The sequence below is a fragment of the Nocardia aegles genome, from assembly GCF_052545135.1.
On record NZ_JBQWRI010000002.1, the window covers coordinates 399,608 to 423,925 of the forward strand.

Below are 24,318 nucleotides of genomic sequence, written 5' to 3' on the forward strand. Positions count from 1 at the left end.
GGCAAAAGAAACCGCCGGATCACGATCTCGACCTCCAGTAGTTCGCGGCGTTTGTCGACCAGCCAGTCTGCATTCAAGTCCGAAGGTTCGGGCAAACCTCCAGCGACACGCCGGGCGGAGCGCTGAAAGGCCGGCAACCCGAGAATGCCGGTGTGGCGTCACGCCCGATTCGTGACCGCGAGCATCTGCTGCGGTGGGTAGCGTCGGGCCCGGGTCGGTCGAGGCACCGTCACGCGCGCCGATGATCGAGAACCAACGGCGCCGTCACCCCAGGCCCGTTATCTCGCCTGGCGACGGCGGACCGGCTCCACTTCGACCGGCCATACGTTCGTCGAGTACACGCGCGATGATCGGCAACACGCGCCGTGTGGTCAGCTCCTCATGCGTGGCATCGACATCATGGTCGACGATGTCGCCGGTCACGTAGGGCCGCCAGCCGGTCGGTCCGACGATGCCGGACGTGCTGACGGTCGCGCTGAAATACACGATGTCACCGTCGAATACGGGACGCCGATAGCCGGTTCTGATCTGTGCCACCGCGTTGTACGAGCGCGTCATCCGTTCGACAGCGCCCGCGTCGATCGGTGAAAAACCGCCCAACTGGGTGCGAATCAGGTCGGCCGCCTTCTCCGCGGACGCATCGGCGGGCACATCGTGGATACCGAACATCGGGCCGAAAGTATGGACGAAGGCGCCGGCGGAAAGCTGCTCGACGCCGGCATCGTCGATGTCCGCGAAATCGGCGTCGAGCAGCGCGAGCATGCCGACGGTGGCACCGGCGTTGCGCAGCTTCGTGGCGATCGCGTGTGCGACGAGTCCGCCGAACGACCACCCGAGCAGGTGGTACGGCCCGGCCGGCTGCACGGCGCGGATCTCGCGAATGTACCGATCGGCCAACTCGTCGATCGAGCGCGCCGGTGCTTCGGAGCCGGTCAGGCCCGGTGCCTGCAGCCCATAGATCGGCCTGCCCGGGGAGAGCACATCCGCGAATCCCGCGTAGGTCCAGGCAACTCCGGACGACGGGGACACGCAGAACAGCGCGGGTTCGCTGCCATCGAGCCGGATCGGCAACACGACGTCGAGCATGGGTTCACCGTCGACCGGCGGTAGCTCGTCGGGCAGCGTTGCGCGACCGGCGTCGGCGGCCACGGCCAGCGCGGCAACAGTGCGGTGTTGGAAAACCTGTAGCGGCGTGCAGTGGACGCCCTGCCGCTCGGCCCTGGACACGAGCTGCAGCGCGAGGATGCTGTCGCCGCCGAGAGCGAAGAAGGAGTCGTCGACACCGACCTTGTCCAGGCCGAGCAGTTCCGCGCAGATGCCGGCCAGAGTGTCCTCCGTCGGCGTCGATGGGGCTCGGTACTCGGTCTGCTCGTCCGCGAACTTCGGTGCGGGCAAGGCCGCCAGGTCGAGCTTGCCGACCGCGTTGAGCGGGATCGCGTCGAGCACGACGAAGGCAGTCGGGACCATGTAGGCGGGCAGGGCCGCGAGCGCGAGCGCGCGCAGGTGCGCAACGTCGATCTCGGCGCCATCGGCAGGCAGGACATAGGACACCAGCACGGTCGCCCCGGTCGGCCCGGCCCGGCCGATCGTCACCGTGTAGCCGACCGTTTCGTCGCGACACAGCACTGCATCGATCTCGCCGAGTTCGATCCGCAGGCCGCGGACTTTGACCTGGAAGTCGTTGCGGCCCAAGAACTCCAGCTCGTATGTCCGGTCCGGACCGATGACCCAGCGCACCATGTCCCCCGTGCGGTACATCCGCTCTCCCGGCGCGCCGTAGGGATCGGCGACGAACCTTCCCGCGGTCAACTCGAACCGGTCGAGATAGCCGCGGGCGAGCGCGGGACCGGCCAGGTACAGTTCCCCGGCGACGCCGACCGGCACCGGACGCAGCCAGGTGTCGAGCACCATACTCGCGGCACCGCGGATCGGCCCGCCGATGGTGATCGGCGCTCCCGCTACGAGTTCGCCGCGACAGGTCGCCCAAGTGCTGAACTCGGTCGGACCGTACAGGTTCACCATCCGCCGCCCGATCGACCATTGCTCGATCAGTTCCGCCTTCGCGGCCTCGCCCCCGACGCCGAGCACCCGCAGGTGATCGAGCCCCGAGGGGTTCAGGGTGGACAATACCGACGGCGTGACCGACGCGTGCGTGACCCGCTCGGCGCGCAGCAGCCGATCCAGGTCGGCGCCCGCACAGACCTCCGGGGGCGCGATCACGAGCCTGCCGCCCGCTCCGTGCGCCGACAGCAGTTCGAAGATCGACGCATCGAAACTCGGGGACGCCACGTGCAGCACGACGGCCGTGGGGTCCAGCTCCAGCGACTCCGTCAGCGCGGTCACCAGATTCGCGAAACCGCGATGGCTGAGCAGCACCGCCTTCGGTTTGCCGGTGGAGCCCGAGGTGTAGATCAGGTACGCCGCCTGGTCGATGTGGACACGACTACCGCGCTCCTCGTCGGTGACCGGTGCGGCGGAGACCTTTTCGACCCGGCGGCGCGTATCGAGGTCGTCGAGCAGCAGCCAGTCGACGGTTCCCGGCAGAGTCGCGCCGATCGCGGTCACTGTCACGCCGATCGGCGCCTTCGAATCGGCGAGGATGTGCTCGATCCGCTCGATCGGATAGCCGGGATCCAGTGGCACGAAAGCCGCTCCTGTCTTGGCTACCGCCCACACCGCCACCACCGATTCCAACGATCGGCCGAGGGCGAGCACGACGCGCATTTCCGGCCGGACACCCCGGTGCAGCAGGACCCGGGCAAGGCGATTGGACCAGGCGTCGAGTTCGCCGTAGGACGTCACGCGCTCCCCCGCCGTCATCGCGATGGCGCCGGGTGCGATCCGTGCTCGGTCGCGGAGAATCTCGTGCAGAGGTCGCGGTGGTACCGACTCCGGTCCACAAACCGGCAGCAGTGCGGCATGTTCCGCCGCGTCGCAGTACTGGAGCCGGGATACCACGGCGTGCGGGTCGCCCGCGAGCTGAGTCAGCAGCCGGACCGTGCGATCCAGCAGCGGACGCGCCGCCTCCGGCGCGAGCTGGTCGGCACGGTATTTCACGCTGATCCGCAGGGTGCGGTGCCCATCGCTGCCACGCAGCGGAATCACCATGAGATTCAACGGATACGGCGTGGCGTCGGTGCCCGCGATGTCCAGCACCTGAATGCCCGCGATGTCCGGCAGCGCCGACAACGCCTCTCGGTCGATCGGATAGGACTGGAAAACGGTGAGGGTATCGAACAGTTCGGCCGAGCCCACCGCCTTCTGGATCGCGGGCAGCCCGACATGCTGATGATCCATCAGCCGTGCCTGCTCACGCTGCACCCGAGCCAACAGGTCGGCGACCTGCTCCGCGGGATCGAGCCGCACGCGCACGGGCAGTGTGTTGATGAAGAGTCCGATCGATTCTTCGACACCGGCCAGCTCGGGTGGCCTACCGGATACCGTCGCGCCGAATACCACGTCGGTTCGTCCGGTCAGCATGGCCACTAACATCGCCCAGCTCACCTGCACGATCGTGTTCGCCGTGGTGCCCGAATCGCGCGCGGTTGCCTCCAATTGGTCGGCGGTGTCCTGGGAGAGGTCGACGGAAACGATTCCGGTCTTCACGATCCCGGTTTCGACCGGTGCCGGGAAGGTCCGGGTCGGCGTCTCGATACCTGCCAGGGATCGCGCCCATGCGGCGGTCGACCCAGCGTGGTCCTGCGCGCGCAGCCAGCACAGAAAATCTCGGTAGGAGCGCGCGGGCGGCAGGGCGGAGGCGTCGCCCGCAGTGGCATACAGGGTGAACAATTCCCGGACCAGCAGGGCCGTCGACCAACCGTCCAGCACGAGGTGGTGGTTGGTCAGCATGAACCGGTACCGATCGGAGCCGGTACGTACCAGCGTGAAGCGCACCAGCGGCGGACGGGTCAGGTCGAACCGAGTGCTCGCGTCCAGGGCGATCACTCGATCGAGCTCTCGCCGGCGTTGCTCGGCGTCGGCGATTCCGGTCAGGTCGAGCTCTTGCCAGTGGATGCCGGCGTCGGTGAGGACGAGCTGGCGCGGTCCGTTGTCGGTTTCCAGGAAGGCGACCCGCAGGATATCGTGCCGTGCCACCGCCGTCTGCGCGGCGCTGCGCAGGCGCGCGGCATCGACGGTGCCCGCCAGCGTGAGTACGGTCTGCACCGTATAGCCGTCGGCGCCGTCCGGGTCGTACAGCGCGTGGAAGAGCAGGCCGTGTTGCAGAGGTGAAAGTGGCCATATGTCAGCGAGGTTCGGATAGGCGCGTTCCCAGTTCTCGATCTGCGGCTGAGTCACCGCGACGAGGTCGAAGTCGCATGGTGTGTGCCCGCCCGCTGCCGAGCTATCGGCGTGATCGGCCAGCGCCCGCAGGGCGGCTGACCACAGGGCGGCGAGTTCTTCGACGTCCGCCGCGTCGAGCAGCCGAGAAGCGTACGCCCAGGTGACATCCAGGCCGCTGTCGGTCAGCATGGCGTTGATATCCACGACCGCGGCCATCGGTGCCCGGTCGTCTCGCGTTGCCGCGAAGCGTTGTGGCAACCATGCTCCGGTGTCGCCGGTCGGCGCCCGGCCCAGATAGTTGAAGCTGATCTGCGGGGTCGGCGCGTCCGCGAGCGCGGCGCTGGTGTCGGCGTTCAGGTAGCGGAGCATGCCGAAGCCGATGCCCTTGTCGGGTATCGCGTGCAGTTGCTGCTTCGTGGTCTTGATCGCGGCGCCCGCCGCGGGGCCGCCGTCGAACGCGTCATCGAGATCGATCCCCGCGAGATCGATGGCCATCGGATAAGCAGTCGTGAACCAGCCCAGGGTGCGCGCGAGATCGGCGCCGGGCAGGACGGCGTCGCCCCGACCGTGACCCTCCAGGGTGAAAAGCCATGACCTTCGGTCGCGCCAACGGCTTGCCGCCATCGCGAGCGCGGTCAGCAGCACATCGTCGACACCACAGTGAAATCGCTCCGGCACTGTGGTGAGTACTTTGTCCGCGACCTCGGGAGCCGTGGTGGACTGATACGTCGCCGTAGTCGCGGCGACGTCCAGGGCGGGGTCCAGGGTTCCCGTGCCGATCGGCGGATCGGGTGTAGCCGATATGCGCTGCCATAACGGCAGTTCGGCACCACGACCGGTCGCGCACTCGAGCTGTTCGTGCGCCCAACGCCGGAACGAGGTGCCGACCGGTGCGAGGGTGCCGCCCACGGCGGCGGTCGCCAGGTCCAGCAGCAGGATGCGCCACGAGATGGCATCTGTCACCAGGTGGTGCAGCACGATCCAGCACAGTGCAGCGGCGTCCGCTCGTTCGATCAGCACGAAGCGCGCGACGATTCCGGCCTCCGGATCGAGCAGATCCGCGGCACGCCGCAATTCGGGTTCGCAGGTCCCGTCCCGCTGGTGACTCGCGGTGACGACGTCGACCAAGCCGGCCGCGTCGACCGAACCGACCTCGGCGACCATCCATTCCCAGCCGTGGTCGGTGTTTCGCAACGAGCAACGCAGCAGGTCGTGGTGGTCCAGCAGCACTTGCACGGCTCGCACCAGTCGAGCGTGATCCAGACCGGCCGGAAGCCCGATCAAAGCCGCCTGACCGAACCGGCGCCAGGTATCCCCTTGGTCCAGCATCGCGCGCACGATCGGTGTGACGTCGACGGCGCCGACTCCCCCGCCGGGCAGCTCGCACACCACAGGGACATCTACCTCCGTGGCCACCGCCGCCAGCGCGGCAACGGACTTGCGTTCGAAGACATCTCGTGCGCTCAAGCCGATCCCGGCCGACTTCGCCCGCGAGGCCAGCTGGATGGACAAGATGCTGTCACCACCGAGGGCGAAGAAGCTCTCGTCGACGCCGACCGAGTCCAGTCCCAGGACCTCGGCGAACAACGCGGCCAACACTTCTTCCCGCGGAGTCGATGGCGGTCGGAGCATCCGTGCGCGAGAGCCGAACTCGGGCTCGGGCAGCGCCGTACGATCCACCTTGCCCAGCGGTGTCAGCGGGACGCTGTCCAGCAGCACAACCGCGGCGGGCACCATGTACTCCGGAAGTGATTCGCCGACAGCTGCTTTCAACGCTTCGGCAGACACTTCCGCATCCGTTTCGGGCAGCACGTAGGACACCAGCGCCGTGGAACCGGAGCCGGTCTCTTTGCTCAGTGTGACCGCGAAGTCGACATCCGGGTGCCTGCGCAGCACGGCGTCGATTTCGCCGAGCTCGATGCGCAGGCCGCGCACCTTCACCTGAAAGTCGCGGCGGCCCTTGTAGTCCAGCTCCCGCCTTCCGGAGCTCGTGGTCCAGCGTGCCAGATCTCCGGTGCGGTACATCCGCTCGCCGCAGGCGTAGGGATTCGCGACGAATCGGCCTGCGGTGAGACCTTTACGCTGATGGTAGCCGCGCGCGACGCCGGCCCCGGCGAGGTAGAGTTCTCCGATCGCGCCCGGAGCGACCGGCCGCAGCCAGGAGTCGAGTACGACCGCGGAGACACCGCGAGTGAGGCTTCCGATCGTGACCGGCGCGGTGGGTGTCAGTGCGTCGCTCAAGGTGGCCGTGACCGTGGTCTCGGTGGGCCCGTACCCGTTGATCACGGCACGGCCGCACCACTCGGACGCCAACTCGTTCGGACAAGTGTCGCCACCGACAACGACGGTGTGTAATGCGGGTAGTGTCGCCGGGTCGAGGGATCCCACGACTGCCGGTGTGGCATCCAGGTGGGACACCCCCTGCGTGCGGAGAACGGCTGCCATCTCTTCCCCGGCGTACGCCGACGGCGGGATGACGACGAGCGTGGCGCCGGCGGCGAAGCTGACCAGGATCTCCTCGACCGAGATGTCGAAACTCGGCGAAGCGGCGTGTGCCATGACAGAGTCGGCGCCGACGCCGAAGCCGCACGAGGAACTCGCGACCAGATTCGCCAGCCCCCGGTGCGTGACCAGCACCCCTTTGGGCAATCCGGTCGACCCCGAGGTGTAGATCATGTAGGCAACCTGGTCCAAGTGCACGGCCGCACGCCGCACCGTGTCGTCGACCGGCGCCGCATCCTGCTCCGCGATATCCCGGCCGGTCTGGTCCTCGTCGAGCACCAGCCAGTTCACCCGGTCCGGCAACAGCCTTCGCGCGGCCGCCACGGTCACGCCGATGACCACTCCGCTGTCGTCGACCATGTGCACGATCCGGTCGGGAGGGAAGGCCGGGTCGATCGGGACGAAGGCGGCGCCCGTCGCCGCCACCGCCACCATCGCGAGTACGGAATCGATCGAGCGCGGAATCGCTATGGCCACAGCGCATTCCGGCCCGGCGCCGCAGGCGATCAGGACGCGCGCCAGCCGGTTGGCGTATTCCTGGACCTGACGGTAGCTCAGACGGACCGCCTCGTTCCGAACAGCGATTGCGTCGGGATCGATATCCGCACCGGCGGCGAGGATTTCGGGGAGGGTACGCGGCCTGACGCTCGCAGGTCCGTGTGCCGGTGCCAGCTCGGCCAGTTCCTCGTCGGGTACGACAGAGATCGTGGACAGCGCCGCGTCCGGTCCAGCGGCGAGGAACCGGCGCAGGAACCGCAGGAATCGTCCGTGGTGGGCGAGCAGATCCGCATCGCTGTACAGATTCGCGTTGCCTTGGAAGTCGATGTGGGTGCTCTCGCCGCCCACGCCGGGATACAGATTGACGTAGAGGTCCTCGATCAGCCCTGCCGTCAGCACATGCGCTCGTCCGGTGACCGCACCGAGCTGAACCCTGGTGTCCAGCATCATCAGGTTCACCGTGGGACCGAATGTCGCGACCTCGTCCATCGGCCAACCGAGGTCGCGGAAGATGTCCTCCTGGCGGTAGCGCTGCCGTCGTAGCGCGCCGGTCAGCTCGCCCTGCGCGGCCCGGATCAATTCGCCGACGGTCGTGGTCGGATGCACGCGCAGTCGCACCGGGACGACATTGGCGATCATGCCGCCGGAGCGCCGCATCATCGCTGTCGTGCGCGCGGAGACCGGCAGGCTCAATACCACCTCGGGAGCACCGGTGATCGCGGCCAGATAGGCGCCGAACGCCGCGACCACTGTGGGCGCCACACCGGACGATGCGGCCTTCGCGACGGTCTCCAGCAGCACGGCCGTTTCCTGTGCCAGCGCCCCCGCGACGCGCCGTGGATGCGCGTCCACCTCGGCGGTGCGGCCCGCCAGACTGACCGGCTCGGCGATCCCGTCGAGGTGTCGAAGCCAATACTCCCGATCGGCCGCGAAACGATCGGAGCTGCGGTACGCCAGATCGGCGTCGACGATCTTTCTGAGGTCCTCGGCCTGTGCGGCGGGAGGTGGCCTGCCCTCGATCGCCGCGGTGTAGAGCTCGCCGGTGCGTCGCGCCATGGCCGAGACCCCCATGCCGTCCAGCGCGATGTGATGCATCCGCCAGTAGCAGAACCAGCGATCGTCGGCGATCCGCAGCATGACGACGCAGGCCAGCCGATCGTTCATCAGATCGAGGGGCGCCGAGTACTCCTCACGCATCCAGGCGTGCGCGGCACCCACCGGGTCGCCCTCACACCGGAAGTCCAGAATGCGCGCACTGTCGTCGAGGCTGGTATCCACGCACTGGAATGGATAACCGTCGCTTTCTATCAGGCGCAGATAGCCGGTGCCGAATTCGCGCCCGGCCTGGCGCGCTGCCGGGGCGAGCCGGTCGAGGTCGATCTGACCGGCCAGGTCCACGTACTGGGCTATGGAGATCGGGACGTCACCCGCGATGTGCTGGGCGAACCATATTCCGCGTTGCGCCGCCGAGAGTGGAAAGACTCCGTCCGGCAGCTCGATACCGGTACCGATCGGTCGAGCGGAATACTGTTGCATGACGAGACCTTCATAGTGACCGTGCCGTAGCGACCTGGGGCGTTTACCCCGAATCCGGCACTACGGCTGTAGTAACACTGGGTTGGCATCTAGAGCGACGAATCGCACAAGCGCGCTGGAATCGACCGCCGCGACGGACTTCGCGGGGCGGCATGCAGAGGTTGTCGGCGAGCGACGCGGTCGTTGCGTGCATGTCGTATCCCCGAGGCCCTGGTCAGGAGGCTCTTGTGCCCCCTCGACCATGGCCTCCAGCAGGAACTTCCACGATAACTCGCCAGCGCTCGCCGGCGCAGTCTTTCGAAAAGCCGAGCTCGCCACGCGTCTGGGTATCCCGCGAGCACCCACATGCGTGTTCGAGCGGGCTGGAGGCCACACCGCCATGCATTACGACCTGGGCGCCATTGCGGAAGCTGTGCCGGGTACCGGGCGCAAACCGAGCAAACGGCGCGATGTCAGGCGTCCTTCGCGGCCGATGGATGCTCGCCGCAGTCGCAGGCGTGCCCACCCGCGCCGGTAGCGGCGCCCAGCGCTGCGGGTGCCGGGCAGCAGGTGTCACCACGCCGCGCATTGATGCCTTCGCGGACCGCGATCCCAGCGATGACCAGTGCGGCGATCGGATCGGCCCACCACCACCCGAGCAGAGTGTTGAGCAGCAGACCGGCCAGCAGCACCGCCGACAGATAGGTACACAACAGGGCCTGCTTGGAGTCGGCCACCGCGGAAGCGGAACCGAGTTCGCGTCCCGCGCGGCGTTGCGCGGCCGACAGCACCGGCATGATGATCAGGCTGGCCGCAGCCAACCCGATTCCGACCGCCGAATGCCGCGCTTCCCCGGCGCCGAGCAGAGACCGGACCGAGTCGACGGCGACATACAGTGCGAGGGCGAAGAACGAGAACGCGATCACCCGCAGTGCGGTCTTCTCCCGCTTCTCGGGGTCGCGGCCGGAGAACTGCCACGCCACCGCCGCCGCCGAGGACACCTCGATCACCGAATCCAAGCCGAAGCCGATCAACGCCGTCGACGACACCCGCGTGCCCTCGCTCAACGCGATGAGGGCCTCCAGCACGTTGTAGGAGATCGTCGCCGCCACCAGCCGACGGATCCGCCGGGCAAGCACCTCCCGTCGCCGTGGCGCCGCACCCGGCGCGACGACCGGCGGCGCCGGCATCAGCAGCACTCCTGCGCGTCGGCGACCGGACAGCACGCCGGATCCACCGCCAGCACCAGGCCGAGCAGATCTTCCAAAGCGGCCGCGATGCGGGAATCGGCGAGCTCGTAGCGGCTGCGGCGGCCTTCCGGTACCGCCACCACCAGCCCGCACCCACGCAGACACGCCAGGTGGTTGGACAAGATCTGACGTGACACCCCGATCCGCTCGGCCAGATCCGATGGATATCCCGGTCCCCCGCGCAGGCTCAAGAGGATCTGCGTGCGAGTCGGATCCGACAACGCGTGCCCGAAGCGGGCCAGTGCGTCGTGGTGTACAGCGGTCTCCACAATCCATACGATACATGGAAATCTGTATTCAGAAAGTTGTGAATCGTGGCCGCCACCCGAGCCGCGATCGAGCCCACCGGCGGAGAGTCACCCGCGGTGGCGCAAGAGGGTAGCGACCCCTTCCCGCGGCACGACAGCACCTTCGACCGGCACGATCGAACCGCCTTGCAGCAACGTGACCACCGGCAGTGCTTCGTCCGCGCGGTAGGAGCGAGACGATGTCGCGTCGGCATCGATCCATTGCGCGGCGGAGATACCGCGAAGCAATTCCGGATCGAGTTCGACGGATCGATCTCCCACGGTCTCCGCGTCGATCAGCAAGGTATCGGCGTTCGCCGCCAGCAGCGCCGAAACCGTCTCGGGCAGCCCCTCGACGGCCATGCCGTCGGCCCTGCCGCGCGCGGTGTTCAAGTGCTCGACGACCTGCCCCTGCTGCTGCCGCGCATGGGTCCGCACCGCCTGCTCGACCTGCGCCTCCAGGGCGGTGGAATCCGCACCCGCCGCGCGGGCTCCCGCCTCCACCTCGACGATCCGAGCGGTAGGCGAATCGAGCGCCTTGGACAGCGCGGCACGGGCGCCGACCTCACCGACCAGCACGATGATCTGCGCGTCGACCCGATCCGCCAGATTCCGGACCGCCGCGGCGACCTCCTCGACGTTCCTGCGGATCGTCTCCTCGACCCGGCGACGCATCGACAGATGTGCCCACCCTCCGCCGTGACGGACCTGGTGCACCGGATGCGCGGTACCTTCGGCGGTCATCTCGATCAGATTCTCGTCCTTGTCGACGCCGTACAGATCGCAGCCGACGCGGTCGACCACCGCGATCACATGTGGCACCTCGCGGGACTGCTGCTCGATGAGAGGCAGCAGATAAGGAAGCGCCGACACCCGGACGATCTCGCGTGCGGGTGGCTCGGCGAGCAAGTGATCGACGAGGAGGCTGTCCGAATCGGCGATCAGCACACGCCCGACCCGTCCCTGATCGGGCTGGGTCTTGCCGATCGCATCGTCGAGAAGCGCCAGTGTCTTCTCGGGAACTTCCTGGGCGGCCAGCCGCTCGCGGATCGAGCGCCACCGTAGCGCTCTCTGCTTCTCGGCGTCTTCGGTGTTGTGCGAGGCGTCGATGCAGAGCGAGACGAACGGACCCCGGCGTTGCGCTATTTCTCTGAGATTCATGCCATACACATCCTGCGCGTACCCGGCTGGACCTGGGCGAATCAAGAGCCGCGAGTGCACTCGGCAGCCGTTCCGTACGGCGGTTCGGCCCAGCCCGGCCAGGGTAGTCGCCACGACAACCGTCAAGGAAGTGAAAGCCATGGCCGAAACCGACGTCGACGCGGCTGGTGTTGGAAACCGAACCCGGCGACGCCGACGTCTTCTCGCACCGACCGGCAGGCGCCCTCCCGGTCGCGGCTGTCACGACTTCGGGGAGGGGAAGGCTGCCGACGGCGCCGGGTGTTCGTTCGTTATTTGACGGTGATCGTGATCGTCCTCGTCTGCGTCTTGGCGGGCAGTTTGGTGGTGTCGACCATCAGCACCTCACCCGAGTCCTGCACGCCGTTGGCGAGGATCTTGGCTTTCAGGCCGAACGGCGGCTGGTCCCCGGTGGCGGCCTCGATGCCGAAGTCGCTGTCGTCGGAGATGTAGAGGGTCTTGCCGCCGTCACGGGTGGCGACGCCCTCGATCTTGTCGTGGCCGAAGAACTTGCCGTCGGCGTTCAGGCTGTCCAGCAGTCCACCGAGGTCCAGGTTGGACTTCTTCGTGACGGGAGTGATCCCCGCGTTCCGCAGCGTGGCGACGCCGTCGGCGGTGGGCACGGCACCGACGAGCAGTTCCAGCGGCTTGCCGTCGACCAACAGGCCCAGCTCCGGATCATATTGCGCGCCCTGGACTTTCGCCTGCGGGCCGACATCGGTGGCGCCGGTGATGTCGATCGTCCACAGCTTCTTGCTGGCCTTGGGCGCTTTGTTGCCGTCGCGCTCGTCGACAAGGAAGGTGGTATTGCTCAGCGCCGTGATCTCGGAGACCGCGAGCTTCTGCTTCGGATTCTCCAGCGGATACACGAATTCCTTGACGTCCCGAGTCTTCAGATCCACGGTGACGATCCGGGTCATTGGCACCTCACGCGCCGACGCGACACCCGGCTCGTTCAGAGCGCTCTGCACGATGCCGACCAGTGTGCTGCCGTCCGGCGTGATGGTGAGCCCCTCCATACCCTGGTTCGGGGTGCGCAGCGAAAGCTCTTTGGGCAGACCGTGTCCCGGCGCGAGCCGCTCGAGCTCGGTGCCGCCGGCATCGAAGTGCACGATGAACGGCCCGTACTCGTCGGACACCCAGAAACTGCCGTCGGGCAACGCGACCAGGCCCTCGCTGTCGATACCGTGATCGGTGGGCGGCAGGATCGTGCCGCTGAGGTCGCGGATGGTCTCGCCGGTGCCGGCGGAGGTGTCGACCAGGCCGTTGAACGGCCTGCCCGCCGAATTCTTCAACGGAATGGTGCTTTCCACCACCGCCTTGGTGCCCACGAGCTTGAACTTCGCGATGGTGGGGGTGAACGACGGTACGGGCGTGAGCTTCTCGTTCTTGCCCTTACCGTCCACGTTCGGACCGCGGTCGGTGAGACCGTAGAACTCGTCGGTCGATCCGGGCACCGGCGTGAACGCCGACCCGTATCCGCTGCCCTGCACACTCACGCCACCGAAGTCACCGAGCGGCGGAATATCGGTGGTGAACAACTTCACGGCGTCGGTGGTGGTCACGGTGATGCTGTCGGAACCGGTGTATCCGGCCGCCGGCGTGTACACCACCGCACCGTCGGTGCGCCGGGTGATCGTGCCGTGCTGCGGATCGGCGATCGCGACCGCGGCGCTGCCGCCGGTCTCGGCCAGCAGATCGTCCAGCGAGATCACCAAGGGCTGATCCTTGGCGGCGGTGAAGCCGGCCTCCGAGTTCGACGACGAGCAAGCGGACAGGACAGCTGTCGCGCACACGGCGACCGTGACGAGCGCGGTTCGGGTACTGCGTTGCATTCTCACCAGCGATGCGTACCGTCCGGGCCCGGCCGCCAGTTGGCATCGAGCTGAACGTGAGCCGTCGATCCCCACAATCATCCGATCAGTGTGCAGTGTTACCACCGGTGACGGGCCCGGACATCGCGGCATCCGACCGCGGGCCGAGCGGTCACCACGCCGAGACCGGCCCCGTCACCATCGCTTCGGTAGGGGTCTCGGCCCTGCGTCCTGGCCTGGATCGCTCTCGAGGTGTCGTGTCCTTGCCCGTGGGGATCTACGGTGGAGGTATGACCGCCGTGGAGTATCGGCATGTGCTGGTCGCGCGGGACGGCGACACCGTGCGCATCACCATGAACCGGCCGCAGCAGCGCAATGCGCTGTCGGGCGAACACCTGGGCGAACTGCTCGCCTCGTTCCGGGCCGCCGGCGAGACCGACGCGACCGGGATCGTGCTCGGGGCGCGCGGCCCGGTGTTCTCCGCGGGACATGATTTCGCCGACGTCGCAGCTCGTGACCTGCTCGGCGTACGGGAACTGCTCACACTGTGCACCGAGCTCATGTCGACCATCGAATCGGTGCCGCAGGTGGTGATCGCCCGGGTGCACGGTCTGGCCACGGCCGCAGGCTGCCAACTGGTGGCTTCATGCGACCTTGCTGTCGCCGCCGAATCGGCTGGGTTCGCCCTCCCCGGCGGCAAGGGTGGCTGGTTCTGTCACACCCCCGCGGTGCCGGTGGCCCGCGCCGTCGGCCGCAAGCGACTGATGGAACTCGCCCTCACCGGCGATCCGATCGACGCCCGCACCGCCGAACAATGGGGCCTGATCAACCGAGCGGTGCCGGACGCCGAACTGGACGCCGCCGTGGACGAATTGCTCGCCCGCGCGACCCGCGGCAGCCGGGCCAGCAAAGCACTGGGCAAACGCACGCTCTACCGCCAACTCGACCGCCCCGAAGCAGATGCCTACACCCTCGCGCTGGAAGTCATGGCCGCCGCCGCTCAACTTCCGGGCGCCCGCGAAGGAATGGCAGCCTTCCTGGCGAAGCGCCCACCTGTCTGGCCCGATTAGCGCAGTCCGGCACGTGAATTCGCGCTGTCGGTGTCAGTCGGTACCGGTTGCGGGTCGCGCGGGCCGGTGCCAATGGCCCGCGGCGGCGGCTTCGGCGACATAGTTCTCCAATGTCCGGGCCGGCTTGTTGCACGTGATCGGTGGGTATGGTGCCGGGGCCGCCGCGCGGAAGCCGGCTGAGAATGCCGGCGGGCAGCCGTGCGGCCTCGGGCGAGACACCGAAGCCGATCCGGTGTTCGACGCTTTCAGCGTCGCGTTCAAGCGTGCCCGAGGCACAGGCCCCTCGGCCTGGCGACGCCGGGAGGCGATCTCCGCGCCGCCGAACCGAGACGACCCTTGAGCGCGGCACCTCGCGTTCGCCACGCCCTCGTCACGTCCGGGCGAACGGCGCCACCCGGCTATTCCACGCCGAGCGCCACCTCCGTCGACTTGATGAGGACTTTGACGCGCGAGCCTTCGGAGAGTCCCAGATCGTCGACAGCGTCACGGGTGATCGAGGAGGTGATCTCGTCTCCGCCGGTGAGCCGGACACGGACCACGGCCATGGCTTCGCCGCGGGTGATCGAGACGACGGCGCCGTCGAGCTGGTTGCGGGTGGATAGCTGCATGTCGGTGATGGTACGCAGACCTGGCTCGGGTGGTGCGGATTGCCGCTGGGTGTCCGCGGGCTGCGCCCCTGGCAATTGCATCCTCGACTCCGATGCATACTCGACTTCGAGATCGGGCCTGCCCGAGCAGCTGCGCTGTTCGCGCGGATGCGAATCGTGAGTTCCGGTCAGTACCGGTCGATGACCGGCGGCGTCAGTGTCGAGTCGCGTAGCGGTCCGATCGTTTCCTCGAACGCTTTCCGCCAAGAACCGTCGGCGACCATTTGCTCGAGCGCGTCATTGATCTTGTTGCGGGTCTCCTGATCGCCCTTCTTCAGGCCGATCCCGTATTTCTCGGTGGTGAACGTGTTGCCGACCAGCTTCAGTTCTCCCGACGCCTGCCCCGCGAAACCGGCGAGGATGATGTCGTCGGTGGTCACCACGTCGACCGAACCGCGCCGCAGGGCGTCGATGCACTGTGAGTAGGTGTCGAGCTCCACCAGCTGCACGTCTTTGGCGTAGTGATCCTTGACGTATTGCGCCGGGGTGGAGCCTGTGACCGAGCAGAGCTTCTTGTTGCCGTTCAGCGACTCGACACCGGTGATATCGGTGGTCTCGTTCTTCACCAGCAGCGCCTGTCCGGCGACGAAGTACGGTCCGGCGAAGTCGACTTTTTCCTTGCGCTCGGTGGTAATCGAATAGGTGGCTACGATGAAGTCCACCTCGCCGTCCATGATCATCGCCTCACGTCGAGCCGTCGGCGTTTCTTTGAAAGTGATGCCGTCGGGCCGCACGCCGAGTTTGCTCGCGACGTACTCGGCGATCTCGACGTCATACCCGTGGTAGGAGCCGTCCGTTTCACGAAACCCGAGTCCAGGCTGGTCGAACTTGATGCCGATGGTCAACTTGCCGTCCCGCACGTGATCGGCGGTGGACGCGGCGTCGCCGCCACCACCGCAGGCGGTGGCGACGAGGGTGACAGCGATCGCCCCGATACCGAGGCGAAGTGTTCGGTTGATCCTCATCGAATTCGGCTCCTTCTCGCGCTGAGCTGTCGGTCCCAAGGACTGACGACACGTCATCATTCCCGGAAGTCGCAGCGCCCGGCCCGACTGTCCTCCCGCCAGTGGAAAGTGCGGGCGCAGGCGTGGTGCTGCGTCCGAAGAATCCTTCCCCGCGACGCTGCGCATCGCGGGTCGCGCGCGCTCGTGAGCTGATGCCCGGGAGGCTGCCGCGAAGCTTCCCGCCAACGCGGAGCCGGCTTCGCCGACGCTCTCACCTTCCGATTTGCGCGGTGATGCGCCCTTCCCGAATCGCGCGCTCTAGTTCGGCATGATCGCGTGTGTTCTGGTCGGCGTAGGTTTCGGCGTATTCGGCCATGGCACGGTCGAACTCGTCGGTCGCGCCGAGGTACGAAGCGATCGCTATCCGGTCGCCCGCGCGGGCGTGTGCGTACGCCAGCACCCGCCCGCACAGTCGGCCGTATAGTCGCAGCCCCTTGTGGCCCATGGTCTCGATGACCGCCGAGCCCTTGCCGTCGCGCAGTTGCCGGAAGTAGAAGTCTCGTGGTTCGCCGTCGATGTCGGGACCCTGCTGCCAGCCCAGCAGGATGTCGCTCGCCGCCTGCATCAGCCGCTGTCCCCGCACCACCCGCTCACCCTGGTTCGAGAACGACGGACCCGCCAGATACCGAGCCAATACCGACGGCTGTGCCTCTTTCGCCTGCAGGAACAATGGATCCCCGTCGACTCCCAGCATCAGGATGATCCAGGCGCGGGTGCCGACGCTGCCCACACCGACCACCTTGCGCGCGGCTTGCGCGAATTCGAATTGGTCCAGCAGAACACGGCGGTTGTCCTGCAACGTCGCACGGTAGTCGCTGAGACGTCGGCGCAGGTCGCGATACAGATGGTCGGCGTCGACCTCGGCGAAGAGTTCCTCGAGCGGGACGATCAGGGGAGGATCGCTGATGATCCTCGGCCTGCCGTCGACGCGAGTGGTCAGCTTCGCGAGTGCGTGATGGCTGTCGTGAGTCCGCGACTTGGCCAGCGCCTTGCGCACCCGCTGCTGGGTCGAGGTGTCCAGTTCGTCGCGCAGTTCGGGCAATTCGGCTGTGGGGTCGATGCGCGAGTACCACACCGTGGTGGTGCTCTGTTCGGCTTGGTGCCGCATGGTCGTCCGGTATTCGGCCGCACACGCTTGCGCCACCCGCAGCCGGTGTTTCGTGGAGAATCCGTTCTCCCGGGCGGCAACCGCCAAGCTGGCGACGAGCCGCTTGACATCCCATTCGAACGGACCGGGGTAGGTCTCGTCGAAATCGTTGATGTCGAAAGCCAGACGACGTTCCGGCGTCGCGAAGATCCCGAAATTGCTCAGGTGCGCATCACCGCACAATTGAGTACACAGCCCCGTGGTGGGCCCTCGGGACAGATCGTCCGCCATGACCGCGGCCGCCCCGCGATAGAAAGCGAACGGTGAGCTCACCATGCGGCCGTACCGGACCGGGATCAGTTGCGGAATGCGCGATCGGGACTGCCGATCGAGCAGGCCGATCGGGTCCCGCCCGGTGGCATCGTGCTCGGCGAGAGCGGGGATCGGGGTCGTCCGCCGAGCGGCCAGACCCAGTTCGGTGCGCGCGGCGCGGGTGGCGTTGCGATCATTCACGGTGACCGTCCGGCGACTCAGGGTGTGATCGGTTCGAACGGGCGCGTTTCATCGTGACCGAGACGCACCACGCCGGCCGACGATTCCTGGACTTCGTTCCATGCTCCCGGCAGGTCGCGCAGCGGCTCGGAGACCACGAATCGTGCCTCCTCCCCCAGCGCGCGCAGCGCTTTCACCTCGGGATGCAGCGCGCGCACTTTCGCGACATCATTGGAATAGAACAGTGATCGCGTCTGCCGTTCGGTGGAATACCGGAAAAACCACATGGACTCGCCGTCGGTGGTCGCGACCGTCATCTGCACCGGAGCGTCGACCTCGTGGGCGCGGCCGACTTCTTCGATGAAGCCGACCGCACGAGCGACCGCGCCGAACGGGTCGTGGACGAGCCCGAAGGTCAATGCGAGGAAGAAGAACAACTCCGAATCCGTCGATCCCTCGATGTCACCGAACAGGAGGGGATCGACCGCCGTCAGCAAATCGCGCTTGCACTGCCGGAACCCGCGCAAGGCGCCGTTGTGCATCCACAACCAGTGCCCGTGCCGGAACGGGTGACAGTTACTGCGCTGCACCGGGCTTCCGGTCGACGCGCGCACGTGCGCGAAGAACAGCGACGTCCGCACCTCGGCCGCGATCTCCCGCAGGTTGCGGTCGTTCCACGCTGGTTCGATGTTCTTGAACACCGCCGGTCGCGGGCCCTCGCCGTACCAGCCGATCCCGAAGCCGTCACCGTTCGTGGTCGTCGCACCGAGCTGGGAGTGCAAACTCTGGTCGATCAACGAATGCGCCGGCCGGAACAAGAGGTCCTCTGCCCGGATCGGCTCACCGGAATAAGCCATCCACCTGCACATATATCGATTGAAGCAGACCGGACGGTCGTCGGCTACCGGCCGCGCCGCGGTCAGTGGGTCATGATCACCTTGACCACCACGACGGTGGTGGCCGCAGCCGCCAAGAGCAGCGCCTCGAGCAGGGTCGAACGCCGGGGCCGCGCACCGTTGAGCCGCTCTATGACGAACACGATTCCGCCGATCCGGACCAGCATGACCACCTCCGCGAGCAGTTGCGCCGTGCGCGGTTCGATCCACCCGATCGCGGCGACGCCGAGGATCACACACGGCAGCACCGCCGAGCTGAGGATCGGCACCGAGTCCCGCAGGTCCATCCAGCGCTCCCGAGACGAGATCGGACGGTTCTGCCGGACGCTCTGCCCGACCCCTTCGGCGAAGGAATGCGCGATGAACGTCGAGAGGGCCGTCCCGAGGACGATCAGAATGCCGACATGTTCGACGGAGGTCGTCACGGGTATCAGCGCCGCGAGGATCAGGACGTTGCCATAGACATACGCGCTGATCCGGCTGGCCGCGTTGCGGCGGTCCAGTGGAGCGCTCCGGGAGAACAGCGGTCCGTGCAGGAGTGCTTGTCTGCTGGCTTCCATCGACCTCTCACCGAGTTCGTCGCCGGGGATTCGTCATCCCGAGTTGTGCCGAGCCACGGCAATGACCCACTAAATAGTAGCCAGAAGATCGCTGGGCTTACCCTTAGGTCGAGCGCGCGGAGACGTGCGCGGGCTTTGTTTCGGTATGTCCTATTCGGATCGGGCAAGTGACGCCTTCAGACCGATGCATTCGTCCATGCATCGCCGATGAGAGAGGTTACCGGCAGATGTCAGCAACTCATGAGCATTCCGTCAAGCAGGCGGTCGCGGCGGGTACATCGATCGGTGCCGCGGTTCTGCTGTCGGCCGCGGGGCTCCTGTCGATCTTTCAGGGGATCTCCGCGATCGCCAAGGACGATCTCTTCGTCACCGGGCCCGCTTACACCTACCAGTTCAGCACCACCACCTGGGGCTGGATCCATCTCGTACTCGGGATCTTGGTGGTGATCGCGGCCATCGCGCTGATCGCCGGAGCCATGTGGGCGAGAGTCACCGCGGTGTTTCTCGCCGCGCTGTCGATCCTGGCCAACTTCCTGTGGCTGCCGTACTACCCGTGGTGGTCGACCATCGTGATCGCCTTGGACGTCGTCGTGATCTGGGCGGTGACGACCTGGGAGCCGAGCCGCATGTGAGGTGACCAGGCCGAGGTGCCCGCGGAGGCCGACGGACACCTTTGCCGCCGACGCTGGATCATGCCGGGTACGAGCGAGTCTCGGTGGCCTTCACCGCGGCCCACAGCCGCTGCCCCGGATGCAGCCGCAACTCGGCGACGGTGGCCGGTGTGATGTCGGCGAGCACGGGCGTGGCGCCGTCGAGACGAATCCTGGTGATGTGCGCGTGTTGCTCGATACCGGTGATCGTGACCGGCCAGCAATTGCGGGGGCTGCCGACGGGTTGTTCCGGGTGCAGCCCCACCGCGTTCGGGCTGAAGGCCACATAAACCAGTCCCTGCGCGGGTTCGGCAATGGTGATGCTGCCGCCGCCGTCCAAGTCGACAGTCGTGCCGCGAGCGGTGCCGCGGTAGAGGTTGAGGCCCATCAGGGAGGCCACGTAGTCGGAGCGTGGTCTGGCCGCGACCTGCGCGGGGGTGCCTTGCTGGACGATCGCACCGCCCTCGAGAATGATCAGCCGGTCAGCGAGAACCATGGCGTCGAGGGGGTCGTGGGTGACCAGAACGGTGTGGCCGGGGTAATCGCGCAGATGGTGGGCCAGGTCCGAGCGCACTTGGACCCTGGTACCGGCGTCCAGCGCCGCGAGCGGCTCGTCGAGCAGCAACAGCTGCGGTTCGGTGGCCAGCGCGCGGGCCAAGGCGACCCGTTGGGCCTGCCCTCCCGACAGCGCCCGGGGTTTGCGAAGTGCGTAATCGGCCAGCCCGACCCGGCCCAGCCACTCGGTGGCCCGCTCCCGCGCGACGGCCCGCCGACATCCACGGGCGCGCAGCCCGAAAGCGACGTTCTCCACGGCCGACAGATGCCCGAACAGCAGGTAGTCCTGGAACACGACGCCCACCCGTCGGCGTTCGGCGGGCACGAACGCCGACGGTGGGGCATCCCAGGTGGTTCCGTCCAGCCGGATGTGCCCGCCGCTCAGCGCGATCAGCCCCGACAGGGCTCGCAGGGCGGTGGTCTTGCCCGCCCCGTTCGGTCCGAGCAGAGCGATCACCTCGCCGGGCGCGGCGGCGAGCGGCAGTTCCAGCGCGAAATGCCCTCGGTCGATCCGCAGGTCGGCCTCCAAGCTCACATCGCCCCCCGGATCCACCGTTCGCGCAGCGCGACCAGCACGGCGACCGAGACGGCCAGTAGCACGAGGCTGAGCACGATCGCGGCGTCCGGATCGGTCTCCAGCGCGAGGTAGACCGCCAGCGGCATCGTGGTGGTGCGGCCGGGAAAGTTGCCTGCGAAGGTGATGGTGGCGCCGAACTCACCGAGCGCGCGGGCCCAGCACAGCACCGCGCCCGCGACCACTCCGGGCAGCACCGACGGCAGCGTGACCCGGCGAAAGGCGTACCAGCGGGTGGCGCCGAGCGTCGCGGCCGCCTCCTCGAAGCGCGGATCGGCCGCTCGCAGGGCTCCTTCGACGGAGATGACCAGGAAAGGCATGGCCACGAATGCCTCGGCCACGATCACCCCGGCGGTGGTGAACGGCAGTGAGACACCGAACCATTCGTAGAGATACCGCCCGATCAGCCCCCGCCGCCCCAGCACGAGCAGCAGTGCGACACCGCCGACCACCGGCGGCAGCACCAGCGGCACGGTGACCAAGGCACGGATCAGCCCACGCCCTGGGAGTTCCGCTCGCGCGAGCACCCAGGCCAGCGGAATGCCGAGCACCAGGCAGATCGCCGTGGCCGTGGTCGCGCACCACAGCGAAAGCCGAAGCGCCCGGCCGACATCGGCGCTGAACAGACGATCCGGCATGGTCGCCCATGGCGCCCGCACCAGCAGCCCGAGCAGTGGTAGGACCAGGAACGCCAGCCCGCAGACGGCGGGCAGCATCAGCGCGACCGGTCGCCGCCCCAGCACCGCCCGCCGCCGCGAGGGCGCGATCACGGGGTGTCGAATCCCGCCGCGGCGAAGACCGATTTGGCCTTCTCCGAGGTCACGAAGTCGACGAATGCCGCAGCGGCCGCCCGGTTCGGCGCGTGCGCCAGCGGCGCGACCGGGTAGTCGTTGATCGCCGTGCCGGACTCCGGGAAGTCGATGCCCTCGACCTTGTCGCCCGCCGCCTTGACGTCGGTGCGATACACCAGCGCCGCGTCGACCTCACCGAGCGTGACCTTGGTCAGAACCGCTTTCACATCCTGCTCGCGGGTATCGGGCTGTGGTGTTATGTTCGCGGTCTCGAACACCGTCTTGGCCGCCGCGCCGCAGGGCACCTGCTCGGCGCACAGCGCGAGCTTGGGCTCGGCCCTGCCGAAATCGGCCAGCCCGGCGATATGTCCGGGATTGCCCTTCGGCACCGCGATCTCGAGTCTGTTGCGCACGAAGATGACCGGTGCGGCGGTGACTTCGCCCTTGTCGCGGACCTGCTGCATGTTCTTCGGCGCCGCCGAGGCGAACACGTCGGCCGGCGCTGCTTGAGCTATTTGTTCGGCGAGCGCGGAACTCGCGCCGAAGCTGTAGATCACCTTGACGCCCGGGTGCGCGGCCTCGAACTGTTTGCCCAGTTCGGTGAACGTCTCGGTCAGCGAGGCGGCGGCGAACACGGTCACCGTTCCCGAGACCTGCTCGGCGCCGGTGTGTTCGGTCGTCTCGTCCGAACCGCAGCCGGCCGCGGTCACCACAGCCAGTACGGTCGCGGTGGCGACACTCAACTTGCGAATCATCCTCATCCTCGTCAACTCTCCGGTATCTCCACGACGACGTGCGTGGACTTCACCGACGCGACAGCGATGCTGCCGACTTCCAGACCGAGTTCGTCCACGGATTCCCGGCTCAGCAACGACACCAGCCGGAACGGTCCGGCCTGCATCTCCACCTGCGCCATAACGGTGTCCTTCACCACCCGCGTCACGATTCCGCGCATCCGGTTGCGGGCCGACGCCGCGACCGTCGCGCCGGGTGCGGGCGCCTCGGCATTGGCCCGCAGGAAGTGGGCGAGCTCGCGACCGCCGACACCCTTACGGCCGTTGTCCAGCTGAATCGCGGTCAGGCGGCCCTGATCGATCCATCGACGCACCGTGTCGTCGCTGACGCCCAGCAACGCGGCGGCTTCACTGATCCGTAGATTCGACACGGACGACAGTTTATTGCCGAATCCACGGCATGGATAGTCGATCGGATCCGCGATTCCGACTACTTCGGGTCGCATATCACCGTTCGATCGGCCCGCCCCCTGGTAGGCGCACGACGGGGTCGACGTCGCCCCTGGCGGTAGGCGCCGCGGTTCGGCGGCGGCACCGCCCGTCGGTGTGTTTCGCCGAGCGTCGCTATCGGCGCAGAATCCGGATGGCTATACCGTCGTGGTACGCCATCACTCGCGCGGTCGTGGCGTACGGCCGAAGAAGAAGGATCTCCAGCGACATGCCGACCTCGAAGAAGGTGAATCCGGACGCGTGCACGCGGGCTCTGGTGGCTGCCTGTCGTGCGGAGATTCCGGCCCTGACCGATCGGCTGATCTCCGAGATCTTCACCGACAACCCCGAATGGACCGATTACTCGCGGGTTGCCCGCGCCGATCTGGTCGACGGCTGCCGCCGCTACGTGACCCGCATACTCGACCTGCTGGCTGCTCCGACGACCGCGGTCGACGACGACGTCGCCGCGTCGATCGGCCGCCGCCGCGCCGAACAGGGCGTGCCGCTGGAGGCCATGCTGCGCACCTTTCGGCTCGGCGGCCGGATCGTATGGGAGGTCCTGCTCGACCAGTCGGACGACCTGGCTCCCGGCGAGATCCGCGCGGCGGGCACCGCGTTGTGGGCCGTGATCGACGGGCTGTCCACGTCGTTGGTCACGTCCTACCGGAATACCGAATTGGAGCAGTTGCGCAGCGACGAACGCAGGCGGCACGCCCTGATCGAGGACCTGCTCGCAGGCCGAGCCAACGACACCACCTTCGCCGCACGCGCCGCACGCGAGTTGAACCTTCCGGCCGGTAGCGACTATCTCGTCGTCGTCGCCTGCGGTGCGGGCGCGGCGATACACACCGGCACGGAAGCGGCCTTGGCCGCGGTCGGCATCCGTTCGGTGTGGCACGATCGCGTCGACTCGACAGTCGGGCTGATCGCGGTGGAGCGCCACGACATCGCCTCGGTGTTGCGACGGATCGAACCGCATGTGCGCGGACGAGCCGGGGCCTCTCCCCCCGTCGCCGGCTTGGCGCAGATCGGCACCGCGCACGGCTGGGCACTGCTCACCCTGCAGACCCTGCCCGACGACGCGACGGGGCTCGTGCCCCTGCATCAACGCTTCCAGCACGCGCTGCTGATGCGCTCGACCGATTTGACCGACATGTTGGTCGCCCACACTCTCGGTCCGGTGCTCACACTGCCCGCCGCCGAACGCGCGACTCTGCTGGACACGCTCGCGGCATGGCTGGCGAACGACTGCTCGGCGGCCCATGCCGCGACACGGCTGCACTGCCACCGCAATACCGTCATCAACCGCCTCCACCGCGTCTCGACCTTGCTCGGCCGCCCGCTCGAAGGTCAGCGCAGTTATGTGGAACTGTCGTTGGCCCTGGCCGCCCTCGACCTTGACCGGTCACCGGATAAACCCTGATCCGATCCCGTCGGATT

At 67.5% G+C, this 24,318-nt stretch carries 17 protein-coding genes; 3 read left to right on the plus strand and 14 right to left on the minus strand.

Translation table 11 applies throughout. The features are described 5' to 3' along the window. Positions 1-264 precede the first annotated feature (264 nt). The 5 genes from ACT89H_RS07125 to ACT89H_RS07145 all read right to left on the minus strand — a co-directional run bounded on the left by ACT89H_RS07125 (position 265) and on the right by ACT89H_RS07145 (position 13,347). Entirely contained in the window at positions 265-8,817 is an 8,553-nt protein-coding gene (locus ACT89H_RS07125; RefSeq protein WP_445107712.1) for a non-ribosomal peptide synthetase, read from the minus strand. Between the two features lie 452 nt (positions 8,818-9,269). Continuing rightward, positions 9,270-9,986 carry a cation efflux transmembrane domain-containing protein gene (locus ACT89H_RS07130; protein WP_445107713.1) on the minus strand — a complete coding sequence of 239 codons (717 nt, stop codon included), beginning with the start codon at positions 9,984-9,986 and terminating at the stop codon, positions 9,270-9,272. Further along, positions 9,986-10,315, minus strand: coding sequence for an ArsR/SmtB family transcription factor (locus ACT89H_RS07135; RefSeq protein WP_445107714.1), 330 nt, complete (start codon positions 10,313-10,315; stop codon positions 9,986-9,988). The genes ACT89H_RS07130 and ACT89H_RS07135 overlap by 1 nt, the downstream gene beginning before the upstream one ends. 87 nt (positions 10,316-10,402) lie before the next feature. After that, positions 10,403-11,494, minus strand: a complete 1,092-nt coding sequence (locus ACT89H_RS07140; RefSeq protein ID WP_445107715.1) for an Rv2629 family ribosome hibernation factor — start codon at positions 11,492-11,494, stop codon at positions 10,403-10,405. A gap of 290 nt (positions 11,495-11,784) precedes the next feature. After that, positions 11,785-13,347: an esterase-like activity of phytase family protein gene (locus ACT89H_RS07145; RefSeq protein WP_445107716.1), complete on the minus strand. Its 1,563-nt coding sequence runs from the start codon at positions 13,345-13,347 to the stop codon at positions 11,785-11,787. 269 nt (positions 13,348-13,616) lie between these two features. On the opposite strand from ACT89H_RS07145, the gene ACT89H_RS07150 reads away from it, so the two are divergent. Then, positions 13,617-14,396 carry an enoyl-CoA hydratase-related protein gene (locus ACT89H_RS07150; protein ID WP_445107717.1) on the plus strand — a complete coding sequence of 260 codons (780 nt, stop codon included), beginning with the start codon at positions 13,617-13,619 and terminating at the stop codon, positions 14,394-14,396. 398 nt (positions 14,397-14,794) lie between these two features. Here the strand turns inward: ACT89H_RS07150 and ACT89H_RS07155 are convergent, their stop codons facing one another. From ACT89H_RS07155 to ACT89H_RS07175, 5 genes are all read right to left on the minus strand, one after another. Next, positions 14,795-15,004 carry a TOBE domain-containing protein gene (locus ACT89H_RS07155; protein ID WP_445108241.1) on the minus strand — a complete coding sequence of 70 codons (210 nt, stop codon included), beginning with the start codon at positions 15,002-15,004 and terminating at the stop codon, positions 14,795-14,797. Positions 15,005-15,171: 167 nt separating this feature from the next. Beyond that, positions 15,172-16,008 (minus strand): glutamate ABC transporter substrate-binding protein, encoded by an 837-nt coding sequence (locus ACT89H_RS07160; protein ID WP_445107718.1) that lies wholly within the window; start codon positions 16,006-16,008, stop codon positions 15,172-15,174. Positions 16,009-16,258: 250 nt separating this feature from the next. Continuing rightward, positions 16,259-17,647, minus strand: a complete 1,389-nt coding sequence (locus tag ACT89H_RS07165; protein ID WP_445107719.1) for a DUF2252 domain-containing protein — start codon at positions 17,645-17,647, stop codon at positions 16,259-16,261. 17 nt (positions 17,648-17,664) lie between these two features. Continuing rightward, positions 17,665-18,483, minus strand: a complete 819-nt coding sequence (locus ACT89H_RS07170) for a class II glutamine amidotransferase (RefSeq protein ID WP_445107720.1) — start codon at positions 18,481-18,483, stop codon at positions 17,665-17,667. 62 nt (positions 18,484-18,545) lie between these two features. Next, entirely contained in the window at positions 18,546-19,082 is a 537-nt protein-coding gene (locus ACT89H_RS07175; protein ID WP_445107721.1) for a hypothetical protein, read from the minus strand. A gap of 227 nt (positions 19,083-19,309) precedes the next feature. On the opposite strand from ACT89H_RS07175, the gene ACT89H_RS07180 reads away from it, so the two are divergent. Beyond that, positions 19,310-19,714: a DUF7144 family membrane protein gene (locus ACT89H_RS07180; RefSeq protein ID WP_445107722.1), complete on the plus strand. Its 405-nt coding sequence runs from the start codon at positions 19,310-19,312 to the stop codon at positions 19,712-19,714. 58 nt (positions 19,715-19,772) lie between these two features. Here ACT89H_RS07180 and ACT89H_RS07185 read toward each other — a convergent pair whose 3' ends face one another. From ACT89H_RS07185 to ACT89H_RS07200, 4 genes are read right to left on the minus strand one after another with little or no spacing between them, the layout of a single operon-like run. After that, positions 19,773-20,822, minus strand: coding sequence for an ABC transporter ATP-binding protein (locus tag ACT89H_RS07185; protein ID WP_445107723.1), 1,050 nt, complete (start codon positions 20,820-20,822; stop codon positions 19,773-19,775). Further along, entirely contained in the window at positions 20,819-21,577 is a 759-nt protein-coding gene (gene modB, locus ACT89H_RS07190; protein ID WP_445108242.1) for a molybdate ABC transporter permease subunit, read from the minus strand. The genes ACT89H_RS07185 and modB overlap by 4 nt, the downstream gene beginning before the upstream one ends. A gap of 50 nt (positions 21,578-21,627) precedes the next feature. After that, complete coding sequence (modA, locus tag ACT89H_RS07195) at positions 21,628-22,407, minus strand: molybdate ABC transporter substrate-binding protein (protein ID WP_445107724.1); 780 nt, start codon at positions 22,405-22,407, stop codon at positions 21,628-21,630. An 11-nt stretch (positions 22,408-22,418) separates the two neighbouring features. Then, the gene (locus tag ACT89H_RS07200; protein WP_445107725.1) at positions 22,419-22,817 is read right to left on the minus strand and encodes a TOBE domain-containing protein; all 399 of its coding nucleotides are present in this window, start codon (positions 22,815-22,817) and stop codon (positions 22,419-22,421) included. Positions 22,818-23,104: 287 nt separating this feature from the next. Between ACT89H_RS07200 and ACT89H_RS07205 the strand changes: the two genes are divergently transcribed. Further along, positions 23,105-24,301: a PucR family transcriptional regulator gene (locus ACT89H_RS07205; RefSeq protein WP_445107726.1), complete on the plus strand. Its 1,197-nt coding sequence runs from the start codon at positions 23,105-23,107 to the stop codon at positions 24,299-24,301. Positions 24,302-24,318 lie beyond the last annotated feature (17 nt).

Excerpts from the sequence above, each read along its gene's own strand:
- ACT89H_RS07125 (WP_445107712.1), bottom strand. The coding sequence starts at position 8,817 with ATGCAACAGTATTCCGCTCGACCGATCGGTACCGGTATCGAGCTGCCG.
- ACT89H_RS07130 (WP_445107713.1), bottom strand. The coding sequence starts at position 9,986 with ATGCCGGCGCCGCCGGTCGTCGCGCCGGGTGCGGCGCCACGGCGACGG.
- ACT89H_RS07140 (WP_445107715.1), bottom strand. The coding sequence starts at position 11,494 with ATGAATCTCAGAGAAATAGCGCAACGCCGGGGTCCGTTCGTCTCGCTC.
- ACT89H_RS07145 (WP_445107716.1), bottom strand. The coding sequence starts at position 13,347 with ATGCAACGCAGTACCCGAACCGCGCTCGTCACGGTCGCCGTGTGCGCG.
- ACT89H_RS07150 (WP_445107717.1), top strand. The coding sequence starts at position 13,617 with ATGACCGCCGTGGAGTATCGGCATGTGCTGGTCGCGCGGGACGGCGAC.
- ACT89H_RS07155 (WP_445108241.1), bottom strand. The coding sequence starts at position 15,004 with ATGCAGCTATCCACCCGCAACCAGCTCGACGGCGCCGTCGTCTCGATC.
- ACT89H_RS07160 (WP_445107718.1), bottom strand. The coding sequence starts at position 16,008 with ATGAGGATCAACCGAACACTTCGCCTCGGTATCGGGGCGATCGCTGTC.
- ACT89H_RS07170 (WP_445107720.1), bottom strand. The coding sequence starts at position 18,483 with ATGGCTTATTCCGGTGAGCCGATCCGGGCAGAGGACCTCTTGTTCCGG.
- ACT89H_RS07175 (WP_445107721.1), bottom strand. The coding sequence starts at position 19,082 with ATGGAAGCCAGCAGACAAGCACTCCTGCACGGACCGCTGTTCTCCCGG.
- ACT89H_RS07180 (WP_445107722.1), top strand. The coding sequence starts at position 19,310 with ATGTCAGCAACTCATGAGCATTCCGTCAAGCAGGCGGTCGCGGCGGGT.
- modB (WP_445108242.1), bottom strand. The coding sequence starts at position 21,577 with ATGCTGCCCGCCGTCTGCGGGCTGGCGTTCCTGGTCCTACCACTGCTC.
- modA (WP_445107724.1), bottom strand. The coding sequence starts at position 22,407 with ATGATTCGCAAGTTGAGTGTCGCCACCGCGACCGTACTGGCTGTGGTG.
- ACT89H_RS07205 (WP_445107726.1), top strand. The coding sequence starts at position 23,105 with ATGCCGACCTCGAAGAAGGTGAATCCGGACGCGTGCACGCGGGCTCTG.